Source organism: Nonomuraea soli (genome assembly GCF_013761175.1).
GTDB lineage: Bacteria > Actinomycetota > Actinomycetes > Streptosporangiales > Streptosporangiaceae > Nonomuraea > Nonomuraea soli.
In genome coordinates this window covers 856,258-876,975 of sequence record NZ_JACDUR010000001.1, presented here as the reverse complement: position 1 = coordinate 876,975, position 20,718 = coordinate 856,258, and the positions used below count along the sequence as shown (strand labels likewise).

At 71.9% G+C, this 20,718-nt stretch carries 20 protein-coding genes and 1 riboswitch; of the genes, 6 read left to right on the top strand and 14 right to left on the bottom strand.

All coding sequences use genetic code 11. The features are described from left to right. Positions 1-42 precede the first annotated feature (42 nt). The gene (locus HNR30_RS04195; protein WP_181608292.1) at positions 43-1,434 is read right to left on the bottom strand and encodes a family 2B encapsulin nanocompartment shell protein; all 1,392 of its coding nucleotides are present in this window, start codon (positions 1,432-1,434) and stop codon (positions 43-45) included. A 41-nt stretch (positions 1,435-1,475) separates the two neighbouring features. Further along, positions 1,476-2,507, bottom strand: coding sequence for a polyprenyl synthetase family protein (locus HNR30_RS04190; protein WP_220133165.1), 1,032 nt, complete (start codon positions 2,505-2,507; stop codon positions 1,476-1,478). Positions 2,508-2,638: 131 nt separating this feature from the next. Here HNR30_RS04190 and HNR30_RS04185 point away from each other — a divergent pair, with 131 nt between their 5' ends. Continuing rightward, positions 2,639-4,363, top strand: a complete 1,725-nt coding sequence (locus HNR30_RS04185) for a 1-deoxy-D-xylulose-5-phosphate synthase (RefSeq protein WP_181608291.1) — start codon at positions 2,639-2,641, stop codon at positions 4,361-4,363. Between the two features lie 93 nt (positions 4,364-4,456). Then, the gene (locus HNR30_RS04180; protein WP_181608290.1) at positions 4,457-5,251 is read left to right on the top strand and encodes an IclR family transcriptional regulator; all 795 of its coding nucleotides are present in this window, start codon (positions 4,457-4,459) and stop codon (positions 5,249-5,251) included. 185 nt (positions 5,252-5,436) lie between these two features. Here the strand turns inward: HNR30_RS04180 and HNR30_RS04175 are convergent, their stop codons facing one another. The 10 genes from HNR30_RS04175 to HNR30_RS04135 all read right to left on the bottom strand — a co-directional run bounded on the left by HNR30_RS04175 (position 5,437) and on the right by HNR30_RS04135 (position 15,342). Then, the gene (locus HNR30_RS04175; RefSeq protein ID WP_181608289.1) at positions 5,437-5,598 is read right to left on the bottom strand and encodes a hypothetical protein; all 162 of its coding nucleotides are present in this window, start codon (positions 5,596-5,598) and stop codon (positions 5,437-5,439) included. Next, positions 5,595-6,371: a DUF4097 family beta strand repeat-containing protein gene (locus HNR30_RS04170; protein WP_181608288.1), complete on the bottom strand. Its 777-nt coding sequence runs from the start codon at positions 6,369-6,371 to the stop codon at positions 5,595-5,597. Before HNR30_RS04170 ends, HNR30_RS04175 begins: the two co-directional genes overlap by 4 nt. 18 nt (positions 6,372-6,389) lie before the next feature. Then, entirely contained in the window at positions 6,390-6,935 is a 546-nt protein-coding gene (locus HNR30_RS04165; protein ID WP_181608287.1) for a toxin-antitoxin system HicB family antitoxin, read from the bottom strand. A gap of 58 nt (positions 6,936-6,993) precedes the next feature. Further along, a complete protein-coding gene (locus HNR30_RS47265; RefSeq protein ID WP_312894218.1) occupies positions 6,994-8,103 on the bottom strand; it encodes a glycosyltransferase family 4 protein in 1,110 nt (369 codons plus the stop codon). Then, complete coding sequence (locus HNR30_RS47260) at positions 8,100-9,428, bottom strand: M48 family metallopeptidase (RefSeq protein ID WP_246377140.1); 1,329 nt, start codon at positions 9,426-9,428, stop codon at positions 8,100-8,102. The genes HNR30_RS47265 and HNR30_RS47260 overlap by 4 nt, the downstream gene beginning before the upstream one ends. Continuing rightward, positions 9,425-10,198, bottom strand: a complete 774-nt coding sequence (locus tag HNR30_RS04155; protein WP_181608286.1) for a hypothetical protein — start codon at positions 10,196-10,198, stop codon at positions 9,425-9,427. The genes HNR30_RS47260 and HNR30_RS04155 overlap by 4 nt, the downstream gene beginning before the upstream one ends. A 149-nt stretch (positions 10,199-10,347) precedes the next feature. Continuing rightward, positions 10,348-10,881 carry a C40 family peptidase gene (locus HNR30_RS04150; RefSeq protein WP_181608285.1) on the bottom strand — a complete coding sequence of 178 codons (534 nt, stop codon included), beginning with the start codon at positions 10,879-10,881 and terminating at the stop codon, positions 10,348-10,350. 49 nt (positions 10,882-10,930) lie between these two features. Further along, positions 10,931-11,076: riboswitch (cyclic di-AMP (ydaO/yuaA leader) on the bottom strand. Positions 11,077-11,321: 245 nt separating this feature from the next. Next, positions 11,322-12,830: an alpha-amylase family glycosyl hydrolase gene (locus HNR30_RS04145; RefSeq protein WP_181608284.1), complete on the bottom strand. Its 1,509-nt coding sequence runs from the start codon at positions 12,828-12,830 to the stop codon at positions 11,322-11,324. Between the two features lie 127 nt (positions 12,831-12,957). After that, positions 12,958-13,938 (bottom strand): C40 family peptidase, encoded by a 981-nt coding sequence (locus HNR30_RS04140; protein WP_312894217.1) that lies wholly within the window; start codon positions 13,936-13,938, stop codon positions 12,958-12,960. A gap of 84 nt (positions 13,939-14,022) precedes the next feature. Beyond that, on the bottom strand, positions 14,023-15,342 hold the full coding sequence (locus HNR30_RS04135; RefSeq protein WP_181608283.1) for an NYN domain-containing protein: 1,320 nt from the start codon (positions 15,340-15,342) through the stop codon (positions 14,023-14,025). A 99-nt stretch (positions 15,343-15,441) separates the two neighbouring features. Between HNR30_RS04135 and HNR30_RS04130 the strand changes: the two genes are divergently transcribed. Then, positions 15,442-16,479, top strand: coding sequence for a phosphotransferase family protein (locus HNR30_RS04130; protein WP_181608282.1), 1,038 nt, complete (start codon positions 15,442-15,444; stop codon positions 16,477-16,479). Between the two features lie 8 nt (positions 16,480-16,487). Here HNR30_RS04130 and HNR30_RS04125 read toward each other — a convergent pair whose 3' ends face one another. Together HNR30_RS04125 and HNR30_RS04120 are read right to left on the bottom strand one after the other, a co-directional pair. Next, on the bottom strand, positions 16,488-17,129 hold the full coding sequence (locus HNR30_RS04125; protein ID WP_181608281.1) for a response regulator transcription factor: 642 nt from the start codon (positions 17,127-17,129) through the stop codon (positions 16,488-16,490). 45 nt (positions 17,130-17,174) lie between these two features. Beyond that, positions 17,175-18,350, bottom strand: a complete 1,176-nt coding sequence (locus HNR30_RS04120; RefSeq protein WP_312894216.1) for a sensor histidine kinase — start codon at positions 18,348-18,350, stop codon at positions 17,175-17,177. A gap of 110 nt (positions 18,351-18,460) precedes the next feature. On the opposite strand from HNR30_RS04120, the gene HNR30_RS04115 reads away from it, so the two are divergent. Genes HNR30_RS04115 through HNR30_RS04105 form a run of 3 tightly spaced genes read left to right on the top strand, consistent with a single transcriptional unit; the run spans position 18,461 to position 20,708 of the window. Further along, positions 18,461-18,676 carry a hypothetical protein gene (locus tag HNR30_RS04115; protein WP_181608280.1) on the top strand — a complete coding sequence of 72 codons (216 nt, stop codon included), beginning with the start codon at positions 18,461-18,463 and terminating at the stop codon, positions 18,674-18,676. Then, entirely contained in the window at positions 18,673-19,158 is a 486-nt protein-coding gene (locus HNR30_RS04110) for a PH domain-containing protein (RefSeq protein ID WP_181608279.1), read from the top strand. Before HNR30_RS04115 ends, HNR30_RS04110 begins: the two co-directional genes overlap by 4 nt. Then, positions 19,155-20,708: a PH domain-containing protein gene (locus HNR30_RS04105; RefSeq protein WP_181608278.1), complete on the top strand. Its 1,554-nt coding sequence runs from the start codon at positions 19,155-19,157 to the stop codon at positions 20,706-20,708. The genes HNR30_RS04110 and HNR30_RS04105 overlap by 4 nt, the downstream gene beginning before the upstream one ends. Positions 20,709-20,718: the final 10 nt, after the last annotated feature.

Sequence of the window (20,718 nt, the reverse complement as noted above, 5' to 3'; positions counted from 1 at the left end):
CGACACTGAAGGGCGGGCTTGCGAGCCCGGACTCATTGGACACTAACCGACCTCGACGCTCTCCAGGATGCCGAGCGCGTCGGGGACGAGCACCGCGGCGGAGTAGTAGGTCGTCACCAGGTAGTTGATGACCGCCTGGTCGTTGATGCCCATGAAGCGGACCGAGAGGCCGGGCTCGTACTCGTCGGGCAGGCCGGTGCGCCACAGGCCGATGACGCCCTGGTTCTGCTCGCCGGTGCGCATCACCATGATCGAGCTGAGGCCGTGCTCGGTGACGGGGATCTTGTTGCACGGCAGCAGCGGCACGCCGCGCCAGGAGGGCGCCTTCTGCCCGTTGATCTCGACGGCGTCGGGGTAGAGCCCGCGCGCGTTGCACTGGCGGGCGAAGGCGGCGATGGCCCTCGGGTGCGCCAGCATGACGGCGGGCTCCTTCCAGACCGTGGCCAGCAGGTCGTCCATGTCGTCGGGGGTGGGCGGGCCCGAGCGGGTGTGGATGCGCTGCTTGAGGTCGGCGTTGTGGAGCAGGCCGAAGTCGCGGTTGTTGACCAGCTCGTGCTCCTGACGCTCGCGCAGGGCGTGGATCGTCAGGCGCAGCTGCTGCTCGGTCTGGTTCATCGGCTCGTTGTACAGATCCGCGACGCGCGAGTGCACGCGCAGGATCGTCTGGGCGACGCTCAGCTCGTACTCGCGGGGCGCCAGGTCGTAGTCGACGAACGTGCCCGGCAGCACCGGCTCGCCCGTGTGACCGGAGGTCAGCTCGATCGCCGCCTCGCCGAAGGCGTTCGACGCCCTGCCGTCACCGCCGTCGCGCTGCAGCAGCAGGTGCGCGCGAAGGCCCTCCTCACGGTCAAGCAGGTCGTTCAGGGCTGCGGCGGGCAGGGCCAGGATGGTGACCGCGGTCACCGCCGTCGCGGTGAACGACCAGGCCGCCTCCTCTCCGGTGAGCACCTCGTCGCCCAGGTGGTCGCCGTCGGCCAGCACGCCGAGCTGCGTCTGGTTTCCGTAGGCTCCCTCGCCGATCTTGTTCACCTTGCCATGGGCCAGCAGCAGCACCTCCGTGACGGGGGCGCCCGCCTCGGCGATGACCTGGCCGGGCTCGTACTCACGCTGGACGAACCGTTCGGCCAGCTCGTTGAGCACCTCGGGATCGTCGAAGCCGCGCAGCGGGGCCAGCTCGCACAGCTCGGCGGGGATGACGCGGATCGTCGCGCCGGTGTTGGTGAAGGTCACCCGGCCGTCACCCAGCGCGTAGGACAGGCGGCGGTTGACCCGGTAGGCGCCGCCGACGACCTGTACCCAGGGCAGGACCTTGAGCAGATGGCGGGAGGTGATCTCCTGCATCTGCGGGGCTGTCTTCGTGGTCGTGGCGAGGTTCCTCGCCGCAGCGGTACCGAGGCTGAGCTGGCTCTGGCCGTTCTCGACGGTTTCGGTCATGCTGAACACCACCCATCAGTTGGTAAGGACATCGATCGCGGTTATCGCGAGCGATTGGCGATGCGGTCGGCCAGCGCGCTGAGCGCCTGCCGCCCTTCTTCGGTGATCGGCGCGGTGTGAAGGGTCTCCAGGGCCTGGCCCACCCGGTCGGCGATCAGCTGCTCGACGTGGGCGAGCGAGCCGGTGGCCGCGACGATCTCGCGGATCTGCTCCGCGTGCTCCTCGCCGAGGGCGGCGTTGCCGTACCAGGTGCGCAGGTAGTGGGCGGCGGACCCGGCGGCGTGGTCGCGGGCGTGGGCGATGAGCACGGTGTGCTTGCCCTCGCGCAGGTCGTCGAGGCGTGACTTGCCGGTCTGGGCGGGGTCGCCGAACATGCCGAGAATGTCGTCGCGGAGCTGGAAGGCCTCGCCGAGGGGCAGGCCCAGGCGGCTGTAGGCGCCCAGCAAGGCGGCGTCGGCCCCGGCCAGCTCCCCGCCGATCTGCAGCGGGCGCTCCACGGTGTACTTGGCCGTCTTGTAGCGGATGGTGGTGAGGGTCTGCTCGACGGTGACGCCGTCGCGGGCGGGGGCGAGCAGGTCGAGGTACTGGCCGGTGATGACCTCCGTGCGCATCGCGTCGTAGCGCAGCCGGGCGCCGCGCAGGCGGGCGGCGTCGGAGGTGCAGCCGGCCATCAGCTCGTCGGCCCAGGTCATGGCGAGCACGCCGAGCAGGATCGCGGGTGATTCGCCCAGCACCCGGTGCACGGTCGGGCGGCCTCGGCGGGTGTTGCTGGCATCCATGATGTCGTCGTGGATCAGCAGGCCCGCGTGGCACAACTCCAGCGAGGCGGCGGCCGAGATGATCTCCTCGCAGTCGTCGCCTCCCGCCCCGCGCCAGCCCCAGTAGCACAGGACCGGGCGGATGCGCTTGCCGCCGTCGAGCACGAACTCCCGCAGCAGGGCGTAGGCCGAGACGACGTCGGGGTCGTCGACCGGCGAGACGTGCTCGGTCAAGAACGCGGCCAGCCGTTCGTCCACGCGCGCGCGCAGCCAGCGCGTGCGATCGTCGGTGCGTCCCATGGTCTCAGTCGTCACTCCAGAACCTTCCGTCCCCCGAACCTTCGGTATACGCAAGGTCATGTATCTATCACAGGAAGTAAATGCCGCATCCCGAAGAGCGGAACAATGTGTTCACTCGGACGCCCGATCCGCCCACACTCGACCACATGTCGACGACTCTGAGCCGGCTGCTGGCGCGGATCTCCTCCCCGGACGATCTCCGTGCGCTCGCGCCGGAACAGCTTCCCGCGCTCGCCGCGGAGATCCGGAGCTTCCTCGTGCGCAAGGTCACCGCGTCGGGCGGGCATCTCGGGTCGAACCTGGGCGTCGTGGAGCTGACGATCGCGCTGCACCGGGTCTTCCGCTCCCCCGGCGACACGATCCTCTTCGACACCGGCCACCAGGCCTACGTGCACAAACTGCTGACGGGGCGGCGTGCGGGCTTCGACAAGCTGCGCAAGCGCGGCGGCCTGTCGGGCTATCCCGAGCCCGCCGAGTCGCCGCACGACGTGATCGGCAACTCGCACGCCTCCACCGCCCTGTCCTACGCCGACGGCCTGGCCAAGGCCAGGCAGCTGGCCGGCGACCGCGAGCACGCGGTCGTGGCGGTCGTCGGCGACGGCTCGCTGACCGGCGGCATGGCCTGGGAGGCGCTGAACAACCTCGGAACCGCCAAGGACCGCCCGGTGATCGTGGTCCTCAACGACAACGGCCGTTCCTACGCCCCCACCCACGGCGCGATCGCCGACCACCTGGCGGCGCTGCGCGGCGACCGGCTGAGCGTGACCGTCTTCGAGAACCTGGGCTTCCGCTACCTGGGCCCGGTGCACGGCCACGACCTGGCGGCCCTGGAGTCGGCGCTGCGCACGGCCCGGCAACTGAGGGGTCCCGTGGTGGTGCACTGCATCACCCGCAAGGGCGCCGGCTACCGTCCCGCCGAGCAGGATCTGGAGGATCACCTGCACGCGGTGCCCGCCGCCGGCGCGCGCTCGCTGACCAGAGTGTTCTCCGAGGAGCTGTGCGCGCTCGGCGAACAGCTCCCGGACCTGGTGTGCGTGACGGCCGCGATGCCGGGCCCCACCGGGCTGTCGGCCTTCGGCGCCCGGTATCCGGGCCGCATGTTCGACGTCGGCATCGCCGAGCAGCACGCCGTCGCCTCCGCGGCGGGCCTGGCACTGGGCGGGCTGCGCCCGCTCGTCGCGATCTACGCGAGCTTCCTCAACCGCGCCTTCGACCAGCTGCTCCTCGACGTCGCGCTGCGGGAGCTGCCGGTGACGATCGTGCTGGACCGCGCGGGCGTCACCGGACCCGACGGCCCCAGCCACCACGGCATGTGGGATCTCGCGATGCTGTCGGCCGTGCCCGGCCTGTCCGTCGCCGCTCCGAGAGACGCCGTACGGCTGCGCGAGCTGCTGCGCGAATGCCTGTCACTGCCAGGACCCTCGGTGCTGCGTTTCCCCAAGGGCCCGGCGGGCGCGGAACTCGCCGCCTTGGAACGGTCCGCAGGCCTCGACATCCTGTGGCTCAGCGGCCGGGACGTGCTGCTGGTGGGCGTCGGCGCGATGGCGGCGGCCTGCGTGGACGCGGCGGAGCGGCTGACCTCGGCCGGGATCGGCGTCACGGTCGCCGATCCGCGCTGGGCGCTGCCGGTCACGCCCGGCCTGGCCGAATTGGCCGCCGAGCACGATTTGGTCGTCACCGTCGAGGACGGCGTGGTCAGCGGCGGCGTGGGCGCCGCCGTCATACAGGCCTGCGCCCCGGGAGCCCGGGTCCGCACACTCGGGCTCCCGCGGACGTTCGTCGAGCACGGCACGCGGGAGGAACTCCTGGCATCCGCGGGGCTGACAGGACCGGCCATCGCGCGCGCCGTCCGGCTGGAACACCAGGTGTGATCGCCCGCGACGCAGGGTAGTCAAAGTTTTGACCTCCACTGAGGAGGGTTTGACCTGCACGGCATCGGGGCCACAGAGAGGTTCGATCAACGGATGGCGCGGACCCTCTCCGTTCATGAGGATGTTTCCACGCAAGCGCAGCCAAGCAGTCTGGAGAAGGGGGTCGAGATCCTGCGCGCGCTGGCCGGCAACGCGCATCCGGTCGGCGTGGCCCACGTGTCACGGCAGACGGGCCTGCCCAAGTCGACGGTGCATCGGCTGCTGGGCATGTTGTGCGGCCAGCGGCTGGCCCGCCGGGTGGGCACGGACTACACACTCGACCAGGAGCTGTCCGAGCTCACGGGGGCGCTGCGCACCCGGGTGCCCGGCACGCGCCGGGTGGTGCTGCCGCATCTGCTCCACCTGTACGAAACCACCAGGCAGACGGTCAACCTGGCCGTGGGCCAGGGTCTGGAGGCCGGTTACATCGAGCGCCTCTACGGCTACGACCGGGTGGAGTCGCCCTCCGACGGTGTCGACCGGGCTCCGCTGCACTGCACGGCGGCCGGGAAGGTGCTGCTGGCCTTCGATCCCGGCCTGCGCCGGGCGTTCTTCGGCCACGGGGTCCTGGAACGTTTCACCCGCCGGACCATCACCCGGCTCTCCGCCCTGGAGCAGGAGCTCGCGGTGGTGCACCGGCGAGGGGTGGCCTATTCGCGCGAGGAGTTCTCCGGGGGCCTCTCCTGCGCCGCGGCCCCGGTCTTCGGGCCGGACGGGCGGATCTGCATGGCCGTCGGGGTGGCCGGTCAGGCTGGCGAGGCCAGGCTGGCCGAGCACGGCCTGGCGGTCTGGCGGGTGGCACTGGCCACGACCACCGCCCTGCGCACCCGCCGCGGCTCTCCGACCTGACCCTGCCCAGCGAGCCGACCCGCGGGGTGACCTGCGGGGTGGCCTGCGGGGCGAGCTCCGGGCCGATCGGCGGCCGGGCGGGAGGGCGGGCAGGTGTGGCGGTCCGCCACGCCGGGGAGTGGTCCGGCAGAACCCGTGGGGCCTGCCGGAGCGGGGTTCGCGGTCGTTCTCATGACGCGCCGCCGTCAGTCGATGGCGTTGGCGAGGTGGTGAAGGGCACTGGCGATGCGGTGCCGGACGGGGTTGCGGCGCCGGGGCGCCTTGCGCACGAGGCGGTGGTGGTCGGCCTGCGCGATGCGCTCGCGGTGTTCGATGGTCAGAGCCTGGAGCATGATGTCGTCGTTCATCGGGTCCTCACAATCGAGATGTCGCCGCTCAGGGTGCGGACGCTGACTTCCATGGTTCGTTCGCCCTCCGAGGGCTGCTCGCCCTGGTGGAGGGAGGAGGAGATGTCGCCGGACAGGCTGGAGACGTCGAGCCAGGCGGCGGTGCCCTCGGGGACTGCGAGCCGCACGTCGCCCGAGGTGGAGCGCACCTCGGCGCGGCCGCCGCGCACCGCTCCGAAGGACAGGTCGCCGGAGGCGGACTTGGCGAGCAGGTCGCCGCCGACGTCGGTGAGCGTGATGTCGCCCGAGGCCGTGCCGACCTCGGCGGCGCCGCCGACCGAGCGCAGGACGATGTCACCCGAGGCGGTCGTGACAGTGGCCTGACCGGCGATGACGTCACATCTGACGTCACCTGACGCCGTCTTGATGCGGACGCTGTCGGCCGACTCCACCTTCACGTCGCCGGAGGCGGTGCCGAGCATCACGTCGGCGACGTGGCCGGTGACGGTGACGTCGGCGGAGGCCGTGGTCACGTCGAGGCGCGAGCCCGTGGGCAGCGACACCGTGACGCGCAGGCTGGAGGAGCGCAGGCCGCGGCGTTCGTGCGGGGCGACGATGGAGACGGTGTCGCCGTTCTGCTCGACCCTGACCTGCTCGGCGTAGCTTTCGTCGGTGAACCTGGCCGCCTTCACCTCGACCTCGGTGGTCGGGCGGTCGGAGGCCGTGATGTCGACGCGTCCGGCGGGAACGTCGACGTGGAGCGTGATCGGCTTGGGCGTGGGGAACTCGGTCATCTCTGGTCCTCTCGTGGGTCAGCGGGCCCAGCCGCTGATGCGCTTGCCGGGGCCTTGACGGCCGGGGGGCGGGCCGTAGCCGGGCGGGGGGCCGTAGGGCGGGCCGGACTGCTGGTTGCCGACCGCCGCTCCCAGCGCCCTGACCAGCCAGGCGTTCACCGAGACCCCGGCCGAGGCGGCCGACTGCTCGATGCGCGACTTGAGCGACTCGGGCAGGCGCAGGGTCATGCGGGCGGTGCCGTCCTCGCCCTCGCCCGGGAAGGGCGGGGCCGGTGGGGCCGGCGGCGCCGGGGGCTCCATCGGGGCGGCGTGCTCGTGGACGAGCGGCGCGGTGACCACGAACTGGGGCTCGCGGCCCCTGATCCGCAGCTCGACGACGCCCGGGTCGATCTGCCTGGTGACCTCGTCGGCCGCGTCGGACAGGACCTCGATCAGCGTCATGCGGACCGCGGGGTCCAGGGCCATGGCCAGCCGCTCGGCGGCGGCGCTCACCTCCGGCCCGGCGACCTCCGCCGCGGAGCCGAGCTCCCGGCGGAGGGTTTCGATGTAGGTCGTCAACTCCATGACGTCATCATGACATCATCGCGACGTCAGCGCAAGTCCTCCATGACAGTCGTCGGCGTCACCGATGACGCAGGATGTCGTCGAAGTGCGTCATGACCTGGTCCCAGGCCCATTCCCGCAGGATCCACTCGCGGCCCAGCTCGCCCATCTTGCGGGCCCGCACGGGGTCCGACAGCAGGTCCACCAGGGCTTCCGCCAGCTCATCGACGCCGTCGCCGTCGACGACAAGGCCGCTCTCGCCGTGCCGTACGGCGTCGGGGGCTCCGCCGGAGGAGCCGGCGACCACGGGCAGGCCGCTCGACGACGCCTCCAGGAAGACGATGCCGAGGCCTTCGACGTCGATCCCGCGCCATCGGGTACGGCAGGGCATCGCGAAGACGTCACCCGCCGCGTAGTAGAGCGGCAGCTCCTCGGCGGGCACCGCGCCCGCGAAACGCACCGCGTCGCCCAGGCCCGCGCCGAGCCGTGCCAGGCGGCGGCGGTAGGGTCCCTCGCCGACGAGCAGCAGCACCGCGGACGGCACCCCGCGCAGCACCCGCGGCCAGGCGCGGATCAGCCGGTCCTGGCCCTTGCGCGGCACCAGCCGGGAGACGCAGACGACGACCGGGCGCTCGCCCAGGCCGAGGCGCTGCCTGACCACCGTCCCCGGCACCTCGGGATGGAAACGCCCGGGGTCGACGCCGGGCGCGAGCGGCACGAGCAGAGCGGGCGGGATCACCGCCTCCAGCCTGCGGCGGGTGTAGCCGCCCAGGTAGGTGACAGCGTCGGCGCCGCGCGCGATGCGGCGCAGCACCGCGCGGAAGCCGGGGGTGGCCGCCCAGGACGCCTCGTGGCCGTGGGTGAGCATGACGATCCGCCGAGCCCCGGCGGCGCGCAGCCGGGGCGCGAGCAGCCCGAGCGGGGCCGCCGCGCCGAACACGACCGTGTCGACGCCGTGCCGCTCGACCAGCGCGGCGGCCCGGCGGCCCACGTCGCGGGTGGGCAGCATGAGCGAGGTGGGATGGCGGAAGACGGGGTACGGCTGGCGCCGGTCGAAGTCCGCGTCACCGGGCCAGGACGGCGCGTAGACGAGCACGCCGGGCAGCCTGGAGACCAGGCCGTGCACGAACGACTGGATGCCGCCGGGACGGGGCGGGAAGTCGTTGGTGACGACCAGGACCCGCGTCACGGCTCTGGGAGCCGGTTCACCAGGGCCCAGGCGCGGGCCATCGCGATGCGCTGGGGGGCGGTGGGATGCGAGGCGTACAGCACGTACTCCAGCGGATCCGGCGACAGGTCGGCGATGTTGGTGGTCGCCAGGCGCTTCTGCATGGCGATGAAGGTGGCGGGGTCGCGAGTCAGGTCGAGCGCGTTGAGGTCGGCCCTGGCCTCGATGTGGCGGCTGACGACGTTCTGGGCGGGGCCCGACAGCACCGTGGCCAGGCTCATCAGGCCCATCACCACGCCCACGGCCTTCGGGTCGGCGATCGACGCCACCCCGGCGCGCCGCCGCACGAGCGGGAAGAGCAGGAACAGCAGCCCCGCGCCGAACGCGGCGCCCAGCCCGCCGACCAGCGTGCCGTGCAGCACGTCGTTGTTCTTGGCGTGACCCAGCTCGTGGGCGACCACCAGCTCGACCTCGTCCTCGGGGGCCTTGAGCAGCGTGTCGTAGACGACGATGCGGCGCGTGGCGCCGAAGCCGGAGACATAGGCGTTCAGCGCGGTGGTGCGGCGCGAGGCGTCGGCGATGAGCACGTCCTCGACCGGCACGCCGTCGCGCTGGGCCATGGCGAGCAGGTCGGTCCTGAGCTTGCTCGGCGGCATCGAGCGGAAGTCGTTGAAGAGCGGCTCGAAGACCAGCGGGTAGATGAAGGAGGCGAGCAGCGTGAAGGCGAACGCTCCGGCGGCGGCCGGGATCCACCACCGCTTCAGGCGTCCGGCCAGGGCCACCAGGACGACGATCATGATGCCGAGCATCACGACGCGCACCGCGATGTTCTTCAGCCGGTCGGCGCTCCAGGAGGCCCAGTCCTGCGTGGACAGGCCGAAGTCGCGAAGCTGGACTTCGTACCACATGCCCAGCGGCCAGCGCAGGGCCTCGACGATCGCGGTGAGCACCAGGACGGCCAGCAGCACCTGGATCCACCAGGGGCCCTTCAGGCGGGCCAAAGTCCTGCGGCCGAAGGGGGTGACGACGAGGATCCCGGCGAACAGGATCGTCAGGCCCAGGGAGAGATAGCTGGGCGTGCTGACGGCGGCGTCGAAGGCCTGGGAGCGGGCGATCTCGGCGGCGGTGAAGTCGCGGGCGGGGTCGGGCTGCACGGTGAGGGGCAGGAGCTGCCAGGGCGTGGTGAAGCCGACGACCGCCACGATCGCCGCGCCCAGCACCGCCAGCGCGACGCCCGCCTCCCGCCGCAGCGTCCGCGTGCTCCCCGCGCCCGCCGCATCGGCCAGGCCAGTGCCGCCTGCTGCCGCCTGGCCCGCGTCGGGCTCGGTGTCCTGCCGCTCGCTCATCCCGCTCCCCCTTCGAGCTGCTCGCGCAGATAGGCGCGCCATCGGGTGGTGACGTCGCCGAAGGGCGACAAATCCGTGTCACCCTCCAGGGCATCACGGTAGAGCCTCACCAGCCGTTCCTCGCCGAACTCGGCCGCGATCATGCGGCAGGCGAGCCACGACTCCTGGTAGGCCTGCGCCAGCCGGGGCCCGCCGGGAGCGAACGCCTCCGGGCCTGGCAGCACTCGCGGGACCCGGCCCGCGCGCACCTCGGCGGCCAGTTCCGCGGCGGCGACGGGCACGGGCAGCCCCGCGTCGCGGTAGGCGACGTAGTCGGCCAGGCCCTCGCGCAGCCACAGCGGCGCCCTGCCGGTGCCCGCGGCCACGTGGGTGAGCTCGTGGGTCAGCACCACGTCGCGGCCCGTCGGCGAGAGCGTGGCGAAGGTGGTGGGGACGACGATGACCCTGCCCCGGTCGGCCAGCGCGGCGAGCCCGTCGACGGCGCCGGTGCGAGCCAGCGACGCGGCCTCGGCGTCGGAGGCGGGGACGACGACCAGAGGGCGCACCGGGGTCCCCAGAACCGCTCCGACTCGCAGGGCCGCCCTGTCGGCCCTGCGGGCCAGATCGTCGAGCAGGCCGTACGGCACGCGGTGGCCGATCACGGTGGAGCGCTCGCCCCGGGCGAAGACGGCGTCGGCGAAGAAGGAGGACAGGCCCGTGGGCGCCGCGGCCGCCGCGGTCACGGTGAGGAACGCGAGCGCTGCTGCTCTGCGGCTCACCTGGACGGACACGTTCGCAAGAGTATCCGGGCGGCGGGCGGACAGCCGAAGGCGCCGACCCGGGTGAGACCAGGGGGCCGCCGAAGGCGCCGACCCGGGTGGGAGCCGGGCGGACAGCGCGAAGGCCCCGGCCTGGGGGGGCCGGGGCCTTCGTGCGCGGGTCAGCCTCCCGGACGCACCGCGCCGGCGAACGACCGCTTGCGCCAGCCGTCCAGCTTCTCGATGCGCACGGTCTTGCCCGTGCTGGGCGAGTGGATCATCCTGCCGTTGCCGACATACATGCCCACGTGCCCGCGACCGCTGAAGAACATCAGGTCGCCGGGGCGCAGGTTGCGCCACGAGACCTTCGTGCGGATGCGCGCGTACTGGCTGTGCGTCACGCGGGGGATCTTCACCCCGGCCTTCCTCCAGGAGAACTGGACGAGGCCGGAGCAATCGAACGAGCCGGGACCGGTGCCGCCGTAGCGGTACGGGTCACCCAGCTGGGCCTTGGCGGTGGCGACGGCCTTGGAGGCCCTCGCCTTCTGCCTGGCGGCCCTGGCCGCACGAGCGCTCAGGGTGACCTTGGCGGTCCTGACGCCGGTGACGGCCTGGGTGCCTGTCGGCGCTGCCTGCACCTGAACCGGCCGCGTGGAGGCGGAGGCGGGAGCGGTGTGGGTGACGGCCAGTCCTGTGGTCAGGACGACTCCACCCATGGCAAGGCACGACAGACGGGGGATTCGACGGGTAGACAGTGTGTCTCCTTGGGACTTCCACGAACGCCTACCGGGTTAGCTGACGGATTCGGGCGTGGAAGTCGCCCTACGGCACGATGTCGCGCCGACTCACCCCAGTACCTTGGGTCCCCGGTTCCGCGCCTCCTGGCTGCGCGGATTCGGCAAGCGGATCTCTATCTGTCCAGATCGGCGGCATTGGGGCGGCCGATGCGTGAAATGCGGCGACATGGCTTGAGCGCCGCGAGGCCAGAAGGTACTCGGCTCATGAGGGCAGGGCAAAGCGAACGTAAAGAGTCAGAATTTCGACGCCTAACAGTCAGGGCGTCAGCTCCTGATAAATCCGTGGAACGTTACCAGGATGTGATGCTCGTCACACTCGCCTCCTCACAGCGACGGTCAAGTCACTCCTGTCACATATGTCACACCAGTTCGTAGATCGCGTAGCCGAAGCCGTCGAGCCGCGCGCCCTCGGCGCCCGCTCCGAAGATCAGCCGCCCCCGGGGCGGATCGATCGGCGCGGCGGCGGGCGCGGCCCCGGGATTGACCGCGACCAGGAACCGCCCGCGGCGGTAGACGAGCGGGTATCCGGCGTGCAGCACCTCGACCTCCCCCGAGGTGCCGAGCTCCGGGTTCGCGCGCCGCAGCGCGATCAGGTCGCGCACGGTGTGCAGCAGCGAGCCGGGGTCGGCACGCTGGTCGGCCACGTTCGGCCGGTCGGGCGAGGGGTCGGCGGGCAGGTAGGTGACCGCCGGGTCCGCCTTGTCCCACTGCATCGGGGTGCGCGAGCCCGCCCGGTTGTAGTCGGGGGTGATCTGGCTGCCCTCGACGTCCGGCAGGCCGGGGACGTAGCGCATGCCGATCTCGTCGCCGTAGTAGATCGCCGGCAGCGTCGGCCAGGTCAGCAGGAAGGTGTAGGCGGCGCGCAGCTGCTCCGCCGTACGGGCGCCGCTGGCCAGGCGCGGCCAGTCGTGGTTGGAGGTCGGCAGGGAGATGTGGCCGCTGCCGTCGATGGCCTCGACGGCCTCGCGCCACTCCGCCAGGAAGTCCTCGGGCGAGCCGAGGCCGGCCGCGTCGAAGAAGCACGACTCGACCTTCGCCCAGCGGGTCTTGACGGCGCCGTTGTCCCAGAGCGAGCGGAAGGCCATGCCGGAGAAGTGCAGGAAGAAGTCGGCGTGGAAGCCGCCCGGCACCGCGACCTTGGGGTCGCTCCACTCGCTCAGCAGGACCGCCTGCGGGTGCCTGTGGTCGATCCAGCCCCGCAGCTCGCGCCAGAGCTTGGCGGTCTCGGCGCGGTCGGGGTCGTCCTTGACCAGCGAGGCGGCCATGTCGACCCGGAAGCCCGACACTCCCAGATCGATCCAGTGGGTCATGATGTCGCGCAGTTCCTGCCGGTTGCGCCTGGGACCCTCGGCGTCGACCGGCTGCCGCCAGGGCTCGGCGGGGTCGGTGCGGGCGTAGCCGAAGTTCAGCGCGGGCTGGAAGGAGAAGAAGTTGGGCAGGTAGGAGCCGGGACGGCTGCCGGGCGAGGGCACGAAGCCGGTGACCTGGCCGTCCGACCAGATGTAACGGTCGTCGGACGGGTCGTCGGCGGCGGCGCGGAACCACGCGTGCTGGTCGGAGGTGTGCCCGGCGACGAGGTCGAGCAGGACGCGGATGCCCTTGCTCCTGGCGGACTCGACGAGCCTGACCATGTCGTCCTGCGTGCCGTACCTGCGGTCGACGGTGCGGTAGTCGCGCACGTCGTAGCCGGCGTCGCCCATCGGGGAGTCGAAGCAGGGGTTGAGCCAGACGGCGTCGACGCCGAGCCAGGCGAGGTACTCCAGGCGGGATTCCAGGCCGGCCAGGTCGCCGATGCCGTCGCCGTTGCCGTCGGCGAAGCTCTGGGGGTAGATCTGGTACAGCACTGCGTCACGCAGCCAGTCGGTCATCGAGGGCCTCGCGATCAAAGGGGGATATATCCCGCCAGCATCCCCCGACGAAGCCCCCTGTAACCGGTCAGCCGCGGCTGGGGCCGTGGTGGGCGACCGGCGAGCGGCCAGGAGGGAGCGACACGCCTTACGGCCGTACGGCTCCGACGAGCGGCCTGCCGTAGTCGGACAGGGACACGACCTTGACCACGTCACCGGTCTGCGGCGCGTGGACGATCTTCCCGTCGCCCGCGTAGAGGCTGACGTGGCCGAGCCCCTCGCTGAAGATGAGGTCGCCGGCCTGCAGGGAGTTCAGGTCGACCATGCGGTTGTTGGTCTTGCCCCAGTTCCACTGGTCCCAGGTGGTGCGGGGCAGGTCGACGCCGCCCTGGCGCCAGGAGGCCTGGGTGAGCCCCGAGCAGTCGTAGCCGCCGGGGCCGGTGCCGCCGAACTGGTAGGGCTTGCCGACCTGGGCGTAGGCGAACGACAGGGCCGCGGCGGCGTTGCCGGTGGCGGGACCGGAGTACTTGATGCCGGTGCTGTTGGGGTTGCCGACCCGGTAGGCGCCGAGCCGTACGAGCAGGGCCTTCTGCTGCTTGATGAGCTTGAGCACCTCGGCGCGCTCGGCGGCGGCGCCGTCGCGGTGCTTGTCGGCCTCGGCGAGGGCGGCCTGGGCCGCGTCGCGTCTGGCCTTGAGCCCGCGGTTCTCCGCGTCGAACTGCTGCAGGCGCTGGGCGCGCTCGCCGGTGATCTGGCTGGACAGGGCCATGCCGTTGAGCAGGAGTGTGGGGTCGTCGCCGCCCATCATGGCGGGCCAGGAGACGACCGTGGTGCCCATCCGGTAGGTGTCGGCGGCCATCTGGGTGACCTGGCCGCGCAGCCCGGCGACGGTGGCCAGCTTCTCCTTGTAGGTGCCGTTGAGCTTGGTGTAGCGGCCGCGGGCCGCGCGGTACTCCTCCGCGGCCTTGTTGTAGCGGTCCACGACCTTGTCGGCCTTGTCGTTCAGCTTCTCCAGGCGGGCCTTGGCCTGTTTGATCGTGGGTCTGGGATCGGCCATGGCCCCACCGGGATGCATCAGCAACACCCCCGCCGCCATCGCGGCGGCCAGCGGCACCCGGCCCAACCTCACAGCTTCGCCTCCCAGTGATCACGCCTGGGGCGAAATAGTACAGAAGTGGCGGATGGGAAAACCCACCTTCGCCCGATTTGTAACCTAAGCCCGTCCGAGCCTGCGCAGCAGCAACGCAGACGAAACGGGTCTGGCAGACATTTTCCGCACCGAATCGGCCACCTCGCGGTCGGAGGAGACCACGGCTACGGCCCTGCCGGCCGGTTCGGCCCGCACCAGCTGGCGGATCATGTCGTCGGCGATCTGGCCGTGCGGGCTGAAGATCACCCGGACACCGCGCGGCGCGTTGACCGCGACGTGCGAGTTGAGCTCGGCGCCGTCGAAGACCACGGTGACCTCGATGCGGGTCTGCGCGACCAGGCCGGCCAGCGCCGTCATCAGCCGGGCACGCTGGTCGGCCAGGGTGAGGGTGCCGTAGCCGGTCTTGGTGACGTTGTAGCCGTCGATGATGAGGTGCACCTGGGGCAGGGCGAGGATCTGGTCGAGCAGTTGCGGGTCGTCGTCGGCCAGGGCGCGCGCCGGCACGCGCACGCCACTGCCCTCGGCGCTCGCGCCGACCACCGAGTCGGCGGGCCGGTGGATGGTCGTGGGCAGCGCCAGCTCCCTGCGCAGGCCCGCCGAGGCGTCCTGCAGCGCGTCGAGCAGCACGCGGATGCGGGCGTCCTCGATGCTGCGGCCCTCGCGCGCGGCCCGGCGCGAGGCCTCCAGCTGCCTCTCGACGTCGGCCAGTCGCTCCTTGAGACGGCGCAGCTCCGCCTCCAGCGCGCCGGAGGCGGCGGCCTTCGACTCCAGGGCGGCGTGCGCCTCGTGGTCGAGCTCGGTGGCCCGGTGGTCGGCCGCCTTGGCGCGCTCGCGAGCGTCGTGGAGCTTGCGCCGCAGGTCGGCGTTCTCGGCACGGGCGGCCTTGAGCTGCTCGCGCACCCGCTCGATCTCCTCCTTGGAGGAGCTCTTCTGCGCCGCGAGCTGCTCGCGCAGGCGTGTGACCGTCTGCTCCTGCGCGTTGCCCTCGGCCGCGGCGGCCACCTGCTCCAGGTCGGCGCGGGCGGCCTCGACCATGTCGGGCCAGCCGGGCGGGCGCATGAGGTAGGCGGCGGCGGCGACCACGACCGGGTCGGCGGCGGGCGGGACGGTGCCCTCGGCGAGGCTGGCGGCCAGCTCGGGCCAGCCCTTCTCGACCGCTTCCGCGACCGCCTCGCGGAACTCCTTGTCGTTCTCGAGCTGCGCGGCGATGGGGGCGCTGCCCAGCTTGGCGCGCTTGCGAGGGTCGAACTTCGCGATGTTGCGCAGGGGCGGCGGAACGAGCGCAGCGGGCATCGACCCGAGCACCTGAGCCGCCAGATCCACCACGTTGAGCCGAACTTGCTCAGGAAGCGGACGAGACAGGCCCTCTCCGGCTGAGCTCATCCCGGTGCCTCCATCACGTTGTCTTTCTGTCACAAGGGTACGGCTGCCGAACAAGTGGTGAACCTAGACAAGCGCTTGGTTGGCGTGTACGACTGTGCCATGCCGGAGCAGCTGCGCACCTCCACCAGGGATCTCGACGACCTGCGCGCCCGCCTGACCGCCTGGCTCGGCGGCCGCCTGGGCGCACCCGCGACCGTCTCCGAGCTGGAGCGGCCGGAGGCGAACGGCATGTCCAGCGAGACGCTCTTCTTCACCATCGGTACGGCACAGCGCTGCGTCGCCCGCCTCGCCCCCGCCGCGGAGGCCGTCCCCGTGTTCCCCAGTTACGACCTGGGCACGCAGTTCGAGGTGATGCGCCTGGCCGGAGAGCTGGTCGCCGCGCCCAGGGCCCTGTGGTACGAGCCGGATCCCGGCTTCCTCGGGGCGCCGTTCCTGGTGATGGAGCGGGAGGAGGGCATGGTGCCGCCGGACGTCATGCCGTACACCTTCGAGGGCTGGCTCCTGGAGGCGGCGCCGCAGCAGCGCCGCGCCCTGCAGGACCGCACGGTCGGGCTGCTGGCGCGGCTGCACGAGGCCGAGGTGCCGCCGGGACTGTTCCCGGTCTCCGGGCTGCGCGCCCACGTCGACGCCTCGCGGGCCTACTACGAGTGGGCGCACGCGGCGATGCGGATCCCGGTGCTGGAGCGGGCGTTCGGGTGGCTGGAGGAGCACTGGCCGGCCTCGCCCGGGCCCGACGTGCTGAACTGGGGCGACGCGCGGATCGGGAACGTGATGTACCGCGACTTCTCGCCGGTGGCGGTGCTCGACTGGGAGATGGCGGCGCACGCGCCACGGGAGGTCGACCTGGGGTGGATGATCTTCCTGCACCGGTTCTTCCAGGACGTCGCCGAGGTGTTCGAGCTGCCCGGGTTACCGGACTTCATGCGGCGGGACGACGTCTGCGGCACCTACCACGACATTTCCGGTCATGAGCCGCGGGACATGGAGTTCTACGAGATGTACGCGGCGCTCCGGCACGGGATCATCATGGCCAGGGTGTGGCATCGGCGGATCCACTTCGGGGAGCAGGAGATGCCGGACGATCCCGACGACCTGGTGATGCACCGGGCGGCGATAGAACAGATGCTCGGCGACTGAGTCCGGGTCTACGCGGCGTCGTAGACCAGCAGGGCGATCTGCACCCGGTTGTTCAGGTCGAGCTTGGTCAGGACGCGCGAGACGTGCGCCTTGACCGTGGCGACGCTCATGTACAGCTCCGCGCCGATCTCGGCGTTCGACCTGCCCTGGCCGACCGCCATCGCCACCTCGCGCTCCCTGTCGCTGAGCTTGCCGAGCAGGGTGCGCGCCCGGGTGCGGCGGTCGTCGTTGCCGTCGGCGACGTGCGTGATGAGCTGGCGCGTCACGGCCGGGGACAGGATCGGCTCGCCGCGCGAGACCCTGCGGATGGCCTCCACCAGCTCTCCCGGCGGGATGTCCTTCAGCAGGAAGCCGGCCGCCCCCGCGCGCAGGGCCCGCAGGACCTGGGCGTCGGCGTGGAAGGTGGTCAGCACCACCACCTCGGGAGGCGCCGGGGCCGCCCTGAGGGCCTCGGTGGCGGTCAGGCCGTCGACCTCGGGCATGCGGATGTCCATCAGCACCACGTCGGGCTTGTGCAGGGCCACCAGCCGGGGCACCTCGGCGCCGTCGGCGGCCTCCCCCACGACCTCGACGTCGGCGGCGCCGCCGAGGATCATCGACAGACCGGCCCGCACCAGGGCGTCGTCGTCGACAATGGCCACACGGATCATGCCGTCCACCATGTCACACCCACCTCCCCGCTTCTCATCGCCCGCTCACGTCTTCCACGGCAGCCAGGCCTCGACCTCGAACTCGCCTCCCGGCGTCGGCCCGTAGCTGAGCCGTCCCCCCAGAAGCGAGGCCCGCTCCGTGAGCCCGATCAGCCCCGACCCCGAGCCCGGGATGCCCATCCCCCGCCCTGCCCTGGCCGGGAGGCGGTTGCGCACCCGGATGCCGAGCCCCTGACCCGCCACCCCGCCCACGCTGATCGACACCGGCACCTCGGGAGCGTGCTTGCGCGCGTTGGTCAGGGCCTCCTGCACGATCCGGTAGGCGTCGCGTCCCACCCGCTCGGGCACCTCTCCCGCCTCGACCTCCAGCTCCACCCGCATCCCCGCCTGACGGCACTCGGCGACCAGCCCTGGCAGGTCGTCCAGCGTGGGCTGGGGACGCTCGGGCGTCGGCTCCTCGGCGTCACCGGCGCGCAGCACCCCGATGACCTCGCGCAGATCCTGCAACGCCTGGTGCGCGCTGCCCCTGATCGCCCCCGCCGCCCTGGAGATCTCCTCCGCCGGAGCGTCGGGACGGAACTCCAGCGCCCCCGCGTGCAGGCTCAGGATGGAGATCCGGTGGGCCAGCACGTCGTGCATCTCGCGGGCGATGCGCTCGCGTTCCAGCCGCCTGGCCTCCTCGGCCGCCTTGTCGGCCTGCGCCCGCAGCGACCACACCAGCTGCCGCCTGGCCCTGACCACCATGCCCCAGGCGAAGATCGCCAGCAGCGCCGCCTCGGTGATCCCCACGTTCACCCAGAACGGAAGCGTCGGATCCGGCCGCAGCTGCGCCGACGGCAGCACCGTGAGCAGGTTGAGCAGCAGGATCGGCCCCGACACGTTGAACGCGCGATGCACGGCCACCGTGAACAGCGCGACCGCGGCCGGCGGCCCGGCGAGGATGAAGTAGGTGGTGATCACCGTCAGCACCAGGCACAACCCGACCGGCCACCGCCGCCGCAGCCACACCGCCACGCAGGCCAGCGCGGCCAGGAGCTGCTCGAAGTCGGAGACGCGGGTGCCCGACGCCTGGAGCTCGCCGAGCAGCGCCAGCGTGCCGAACGCGCACAACGCGAAGATCACGATGTCGACGAACCAGTCACGCGTCGAGCGCCTGACCGTCCGTCCGTCCTGCCCGTCCCCCAGCAGCACCGAGGGGAGCAGCCACCGATACTCCGTCACACCATCCGAGCCTAGGCGCTGCGACCTGCGAGAAGACAGCTACCAAAGTCGGTGGGTCGTTCGACTGTCGTCCGACGTGGCGGGCGCCTCCCATGGGCCACTCTGGGAGCATGAGGGTGTTTCTGGAGGTCGTCGGCGTCCTGGCCGTGATCCAGGGTGTCGGCGCCGCCATCAGTGAAAGCGGCTGGTTCGTGATCAACCTGCTGCCCGTCCTCGACGGGCACGAGCTGTTCGCGGGCATCGCCGTCGCCGTACTCGGCACGGCGACCTGCCTGGCGGCGGCGTCGCAGAGTTCTCGCAATGTCCAGAAGAAGGAACGACGGTGACCACACTCCGACCTCCGCGCAACCAGGTGGACCCCAGGGCCGTGGCCTGGTGGACGACCGAGCGGCTGATCCTCTCCGTGATCGTGGTGGGTGTCGCGTTCGCCGCCTACTGGTTCTTCACCGACCGGCCGTGGTGGCTGACGCTGCTCGTGGCGGCGCTCGCGGTGTTCTGTTTCGTCATGTCGTTCGTGGGGCCGCGGATGCTCTACCGCTTCCAGCGGTGGGAGGTGACGGAGGAGGCCGTGTACACCCGCAAGGGATGGTTCGAGCAGACCTGGCGGGTGGCGCCGATGTCGCGCATCCAGACGGTCGACACCAAGCGCGGGCCGTTGCAGCGCGTGTTCGGGCTGGCCGACGTGAAGGTGACGACGGCGTCGGCGTCGGGGGCGATCGCCATCGAGGCGCTGGACGCCGACCTCGCCGCCGACCTCGCGGCGCGGCTCACCGCGATCACCCAGGCGACGCCCGGAGATGCCACGTGAGCGGCACCACCGGCCCGACCGGCCCGACCAGGCGGCCGGAGCACCTCGGCACGGCACCGGAACCTGGGGCGCCCGCCTGGCGCACCCTCGACAACAGGAGCCTGGCGGCCTCCTCCGTGCTCTCCCTGGCCATCGCCGTCCCCGTCACGCTCGCCGTCCTGCGCTTCGCCAACGGTCAGCACTGGCCGATGTCCTGGGTCGTCGCCGCCTGCGCCGCCGCCCTCGTCCTGGTGATAGTCGCCGTGCTCACCTACGACCTGCTCCGCCTGCGCACCACCACCTGGCGGCTCACCGCCGAGCGCCTGGAGCTGCGCAGCGGCATCGCCGTACGCCAGCACCGTTCCATCCCCCGCGACCGGGTGCGCAGCGTCGACCTCAAGGCCGACCCCGTGCGCCGCGTGCTGGGCCTGTCCGTCGTCAAGGTCGGCACCGGCGAGCACAACGCCGGAGGCGACAGCACCCTCACCCTCGACCCGCTGAGCCGTACGGAGGCCGAGCACCTGCGCGGCGTGCTCCTCCACTCCGGGCACCAGGCCGCCGAGGGGACGGCCGCCGAGCAGGGCCCGCTGTCGAGCTTCGACTGGTCGTGGACCAGGTTCGCCCCGCTGACGGTGTGGTCGTTCATCGGCGCCGCCCTGGTCGTCGGCATCGTCTCCAAGCCGCTCGGCTGGCTCGGCGTCGACCTGTGGGACAACGCCGTACGCGAGGCCGCCTGGAACTGGCTGACCGCCGACCCGTGGCTGCGCGTCCCCCTGATCCTGCTGGCCAACGTGCTGCTCGGCGTCGTGGGCGCCGCCGTCGTGTTCGCCGTCCAGTGGGGCAACTATCGCCTGGAGCAGGAGCCGGGACGCCTGAAGCTGAGCCGCGGCCTGCTCACGACCCGCTCACTCACGATGGAGGAGCGCCGCCTGCGCGGCGTGGAGCTGTCGGAGCCGCTGCTGGCCCGCCTGGGCGGCGCGGCGCGGCTCAAGGTGGTGGCCACGGGTCTCAAGCGCAAGGCGGAGGAGAACGAGACGGCCGAGGACCTCTCGGCGCTGACGCCGCCGCTGCCCCGCGCCGATGCCGTACGGCTCGCGGACCGTCTCACCGGCGGCCCCCTCCCCCGCCTGCACCCGCACCCGCCGGCGGCCCGCGCCAAGCGGGTGCGCATGTCGCTGGTCGAGGTCGCCGTCGTCGTGGCCGCGCTCGCCGCCGCCGACTGGCTGTGGCTGCCGTCGTGGGTGTGGGCGGCGTTGATCGCCTACGTCCCGTTCACGCTGTGGCACGCCCGCGCGGACTACCGCGCCCTCGGCAACGCCCTGGCGCCCCGGCACCTGGTCACGCGGATGGGGGTGAGCAACCTGCGCACGGTGGCGCTGGAGCGCAAGGGCATCATCGGGTGGGAGATCAAGCAGTCGTACTTCCAGCGGCGGCTCGGGTTGATCACCGTCCGCGCGACGACGGCCGCGGGGGCGGGGCACTACGACGTGGTGGACGTGGGGCAGGACGACGGGCTGGAGCTGGCCGGAGAGGCGGTGCCGGGGCTGCTGGAGCCGTTCGTGGTACGGTGAGGCACGGCGC

Bases quoted from the DNA above. Each gene is read 5' to 3' on its own strand.
- HNR30_RS04195 (WP_181608292.1), bottom strand. From the start codon at position 1,434: ATGACCGAAACCGTCGAGAACGGCCAGAGCCAGCTCAGCCTCGGTACC.
- HNR30_RS04185 (WP_181608291.1), top strand. From the start codon at position 2,639: ATGTCGACGACTCTGAGCCGGCTGCTGGCGCGGATCTCCTCCCCGGAC.
- HNR30_RS04180 (WP_181608290.1), top strand. From the start codon at position 4,457: ATGGCGCGGACCCTCTCCGTTCATGAGGATGTTTCCACGCAAGCGCAG.
- HNR30_RS04175 (WP_181608289.1), bottom strand. From the start codon at position 5,598: ATGAACGACGACATCATGCTCCAGGCTCTGACCATCGAACACCGCGAG.
- HNR30_RS04170 (WP_181608288.1), bottom strand. From the start codon at position 6,371: ATGACCGAGTTCCCCACGCCCAAGCCGATCACGCTCCACGTCGACGTT.
- HNR30_RS04165 (WP_181608287.1), bottom strand. From the start codon at position 6,935: ATGGAGTTGACGACCTACATCGAAACCCTCCGCCGGGAGCTCGGCTCC.
- HNR30_RS47260 (WP_246377140.1), bottom strand. From the start codon at position 9,428: ATGAGCGAGCGGCAGGACACCGAGCCCGACGCGGGCCAGGCGGCAGCA.
- HNR30_RS04150 (WP_181608285.1), bottom strand. From the start codon at position 10,881: ATGGGTGGAGTCGTCCTGACCACAGGACTGGCCGTCACCCACACCGCT.
- HNR30_RS04145 (WP_181608284.1), bottom strand. From the start codon at position 12,830: ATGACCGACTGGCTGCGTGACGCAGTGCTGTACCAGATCTACCCCCAG.
- HNR30_RS04135 (WP_181608283.1), bottom strand. From the start codon at position 15,342: ATGAGCTCAGCCGGAGAGGGCCTGTCTCGTCCGCTTCCTGAGCAAGTT.
- HNR30_RS04130 (WP_181608282.1), top strand. From the start codon at position 15,442: ATGCCGGAGCAGCTGCGCACCTCCACCAGGGATCTCGACGACCTGCGC.
- HNR30_RS04125 (WP_181608281.1), bottom strand. From the start codon at position 17,129: ATGATCCGTGTGGCCATTGTCGACGACGACGCCCTGGTGCGGGCCGGT.
- HNR30_RS04115 (WP_181608280.1), top strand. From the start codon at position 18,461: ATGAGGGTGTTTCTGGAGGTCGTCGGCGTCCTGGCCGTGATCCAGGGT.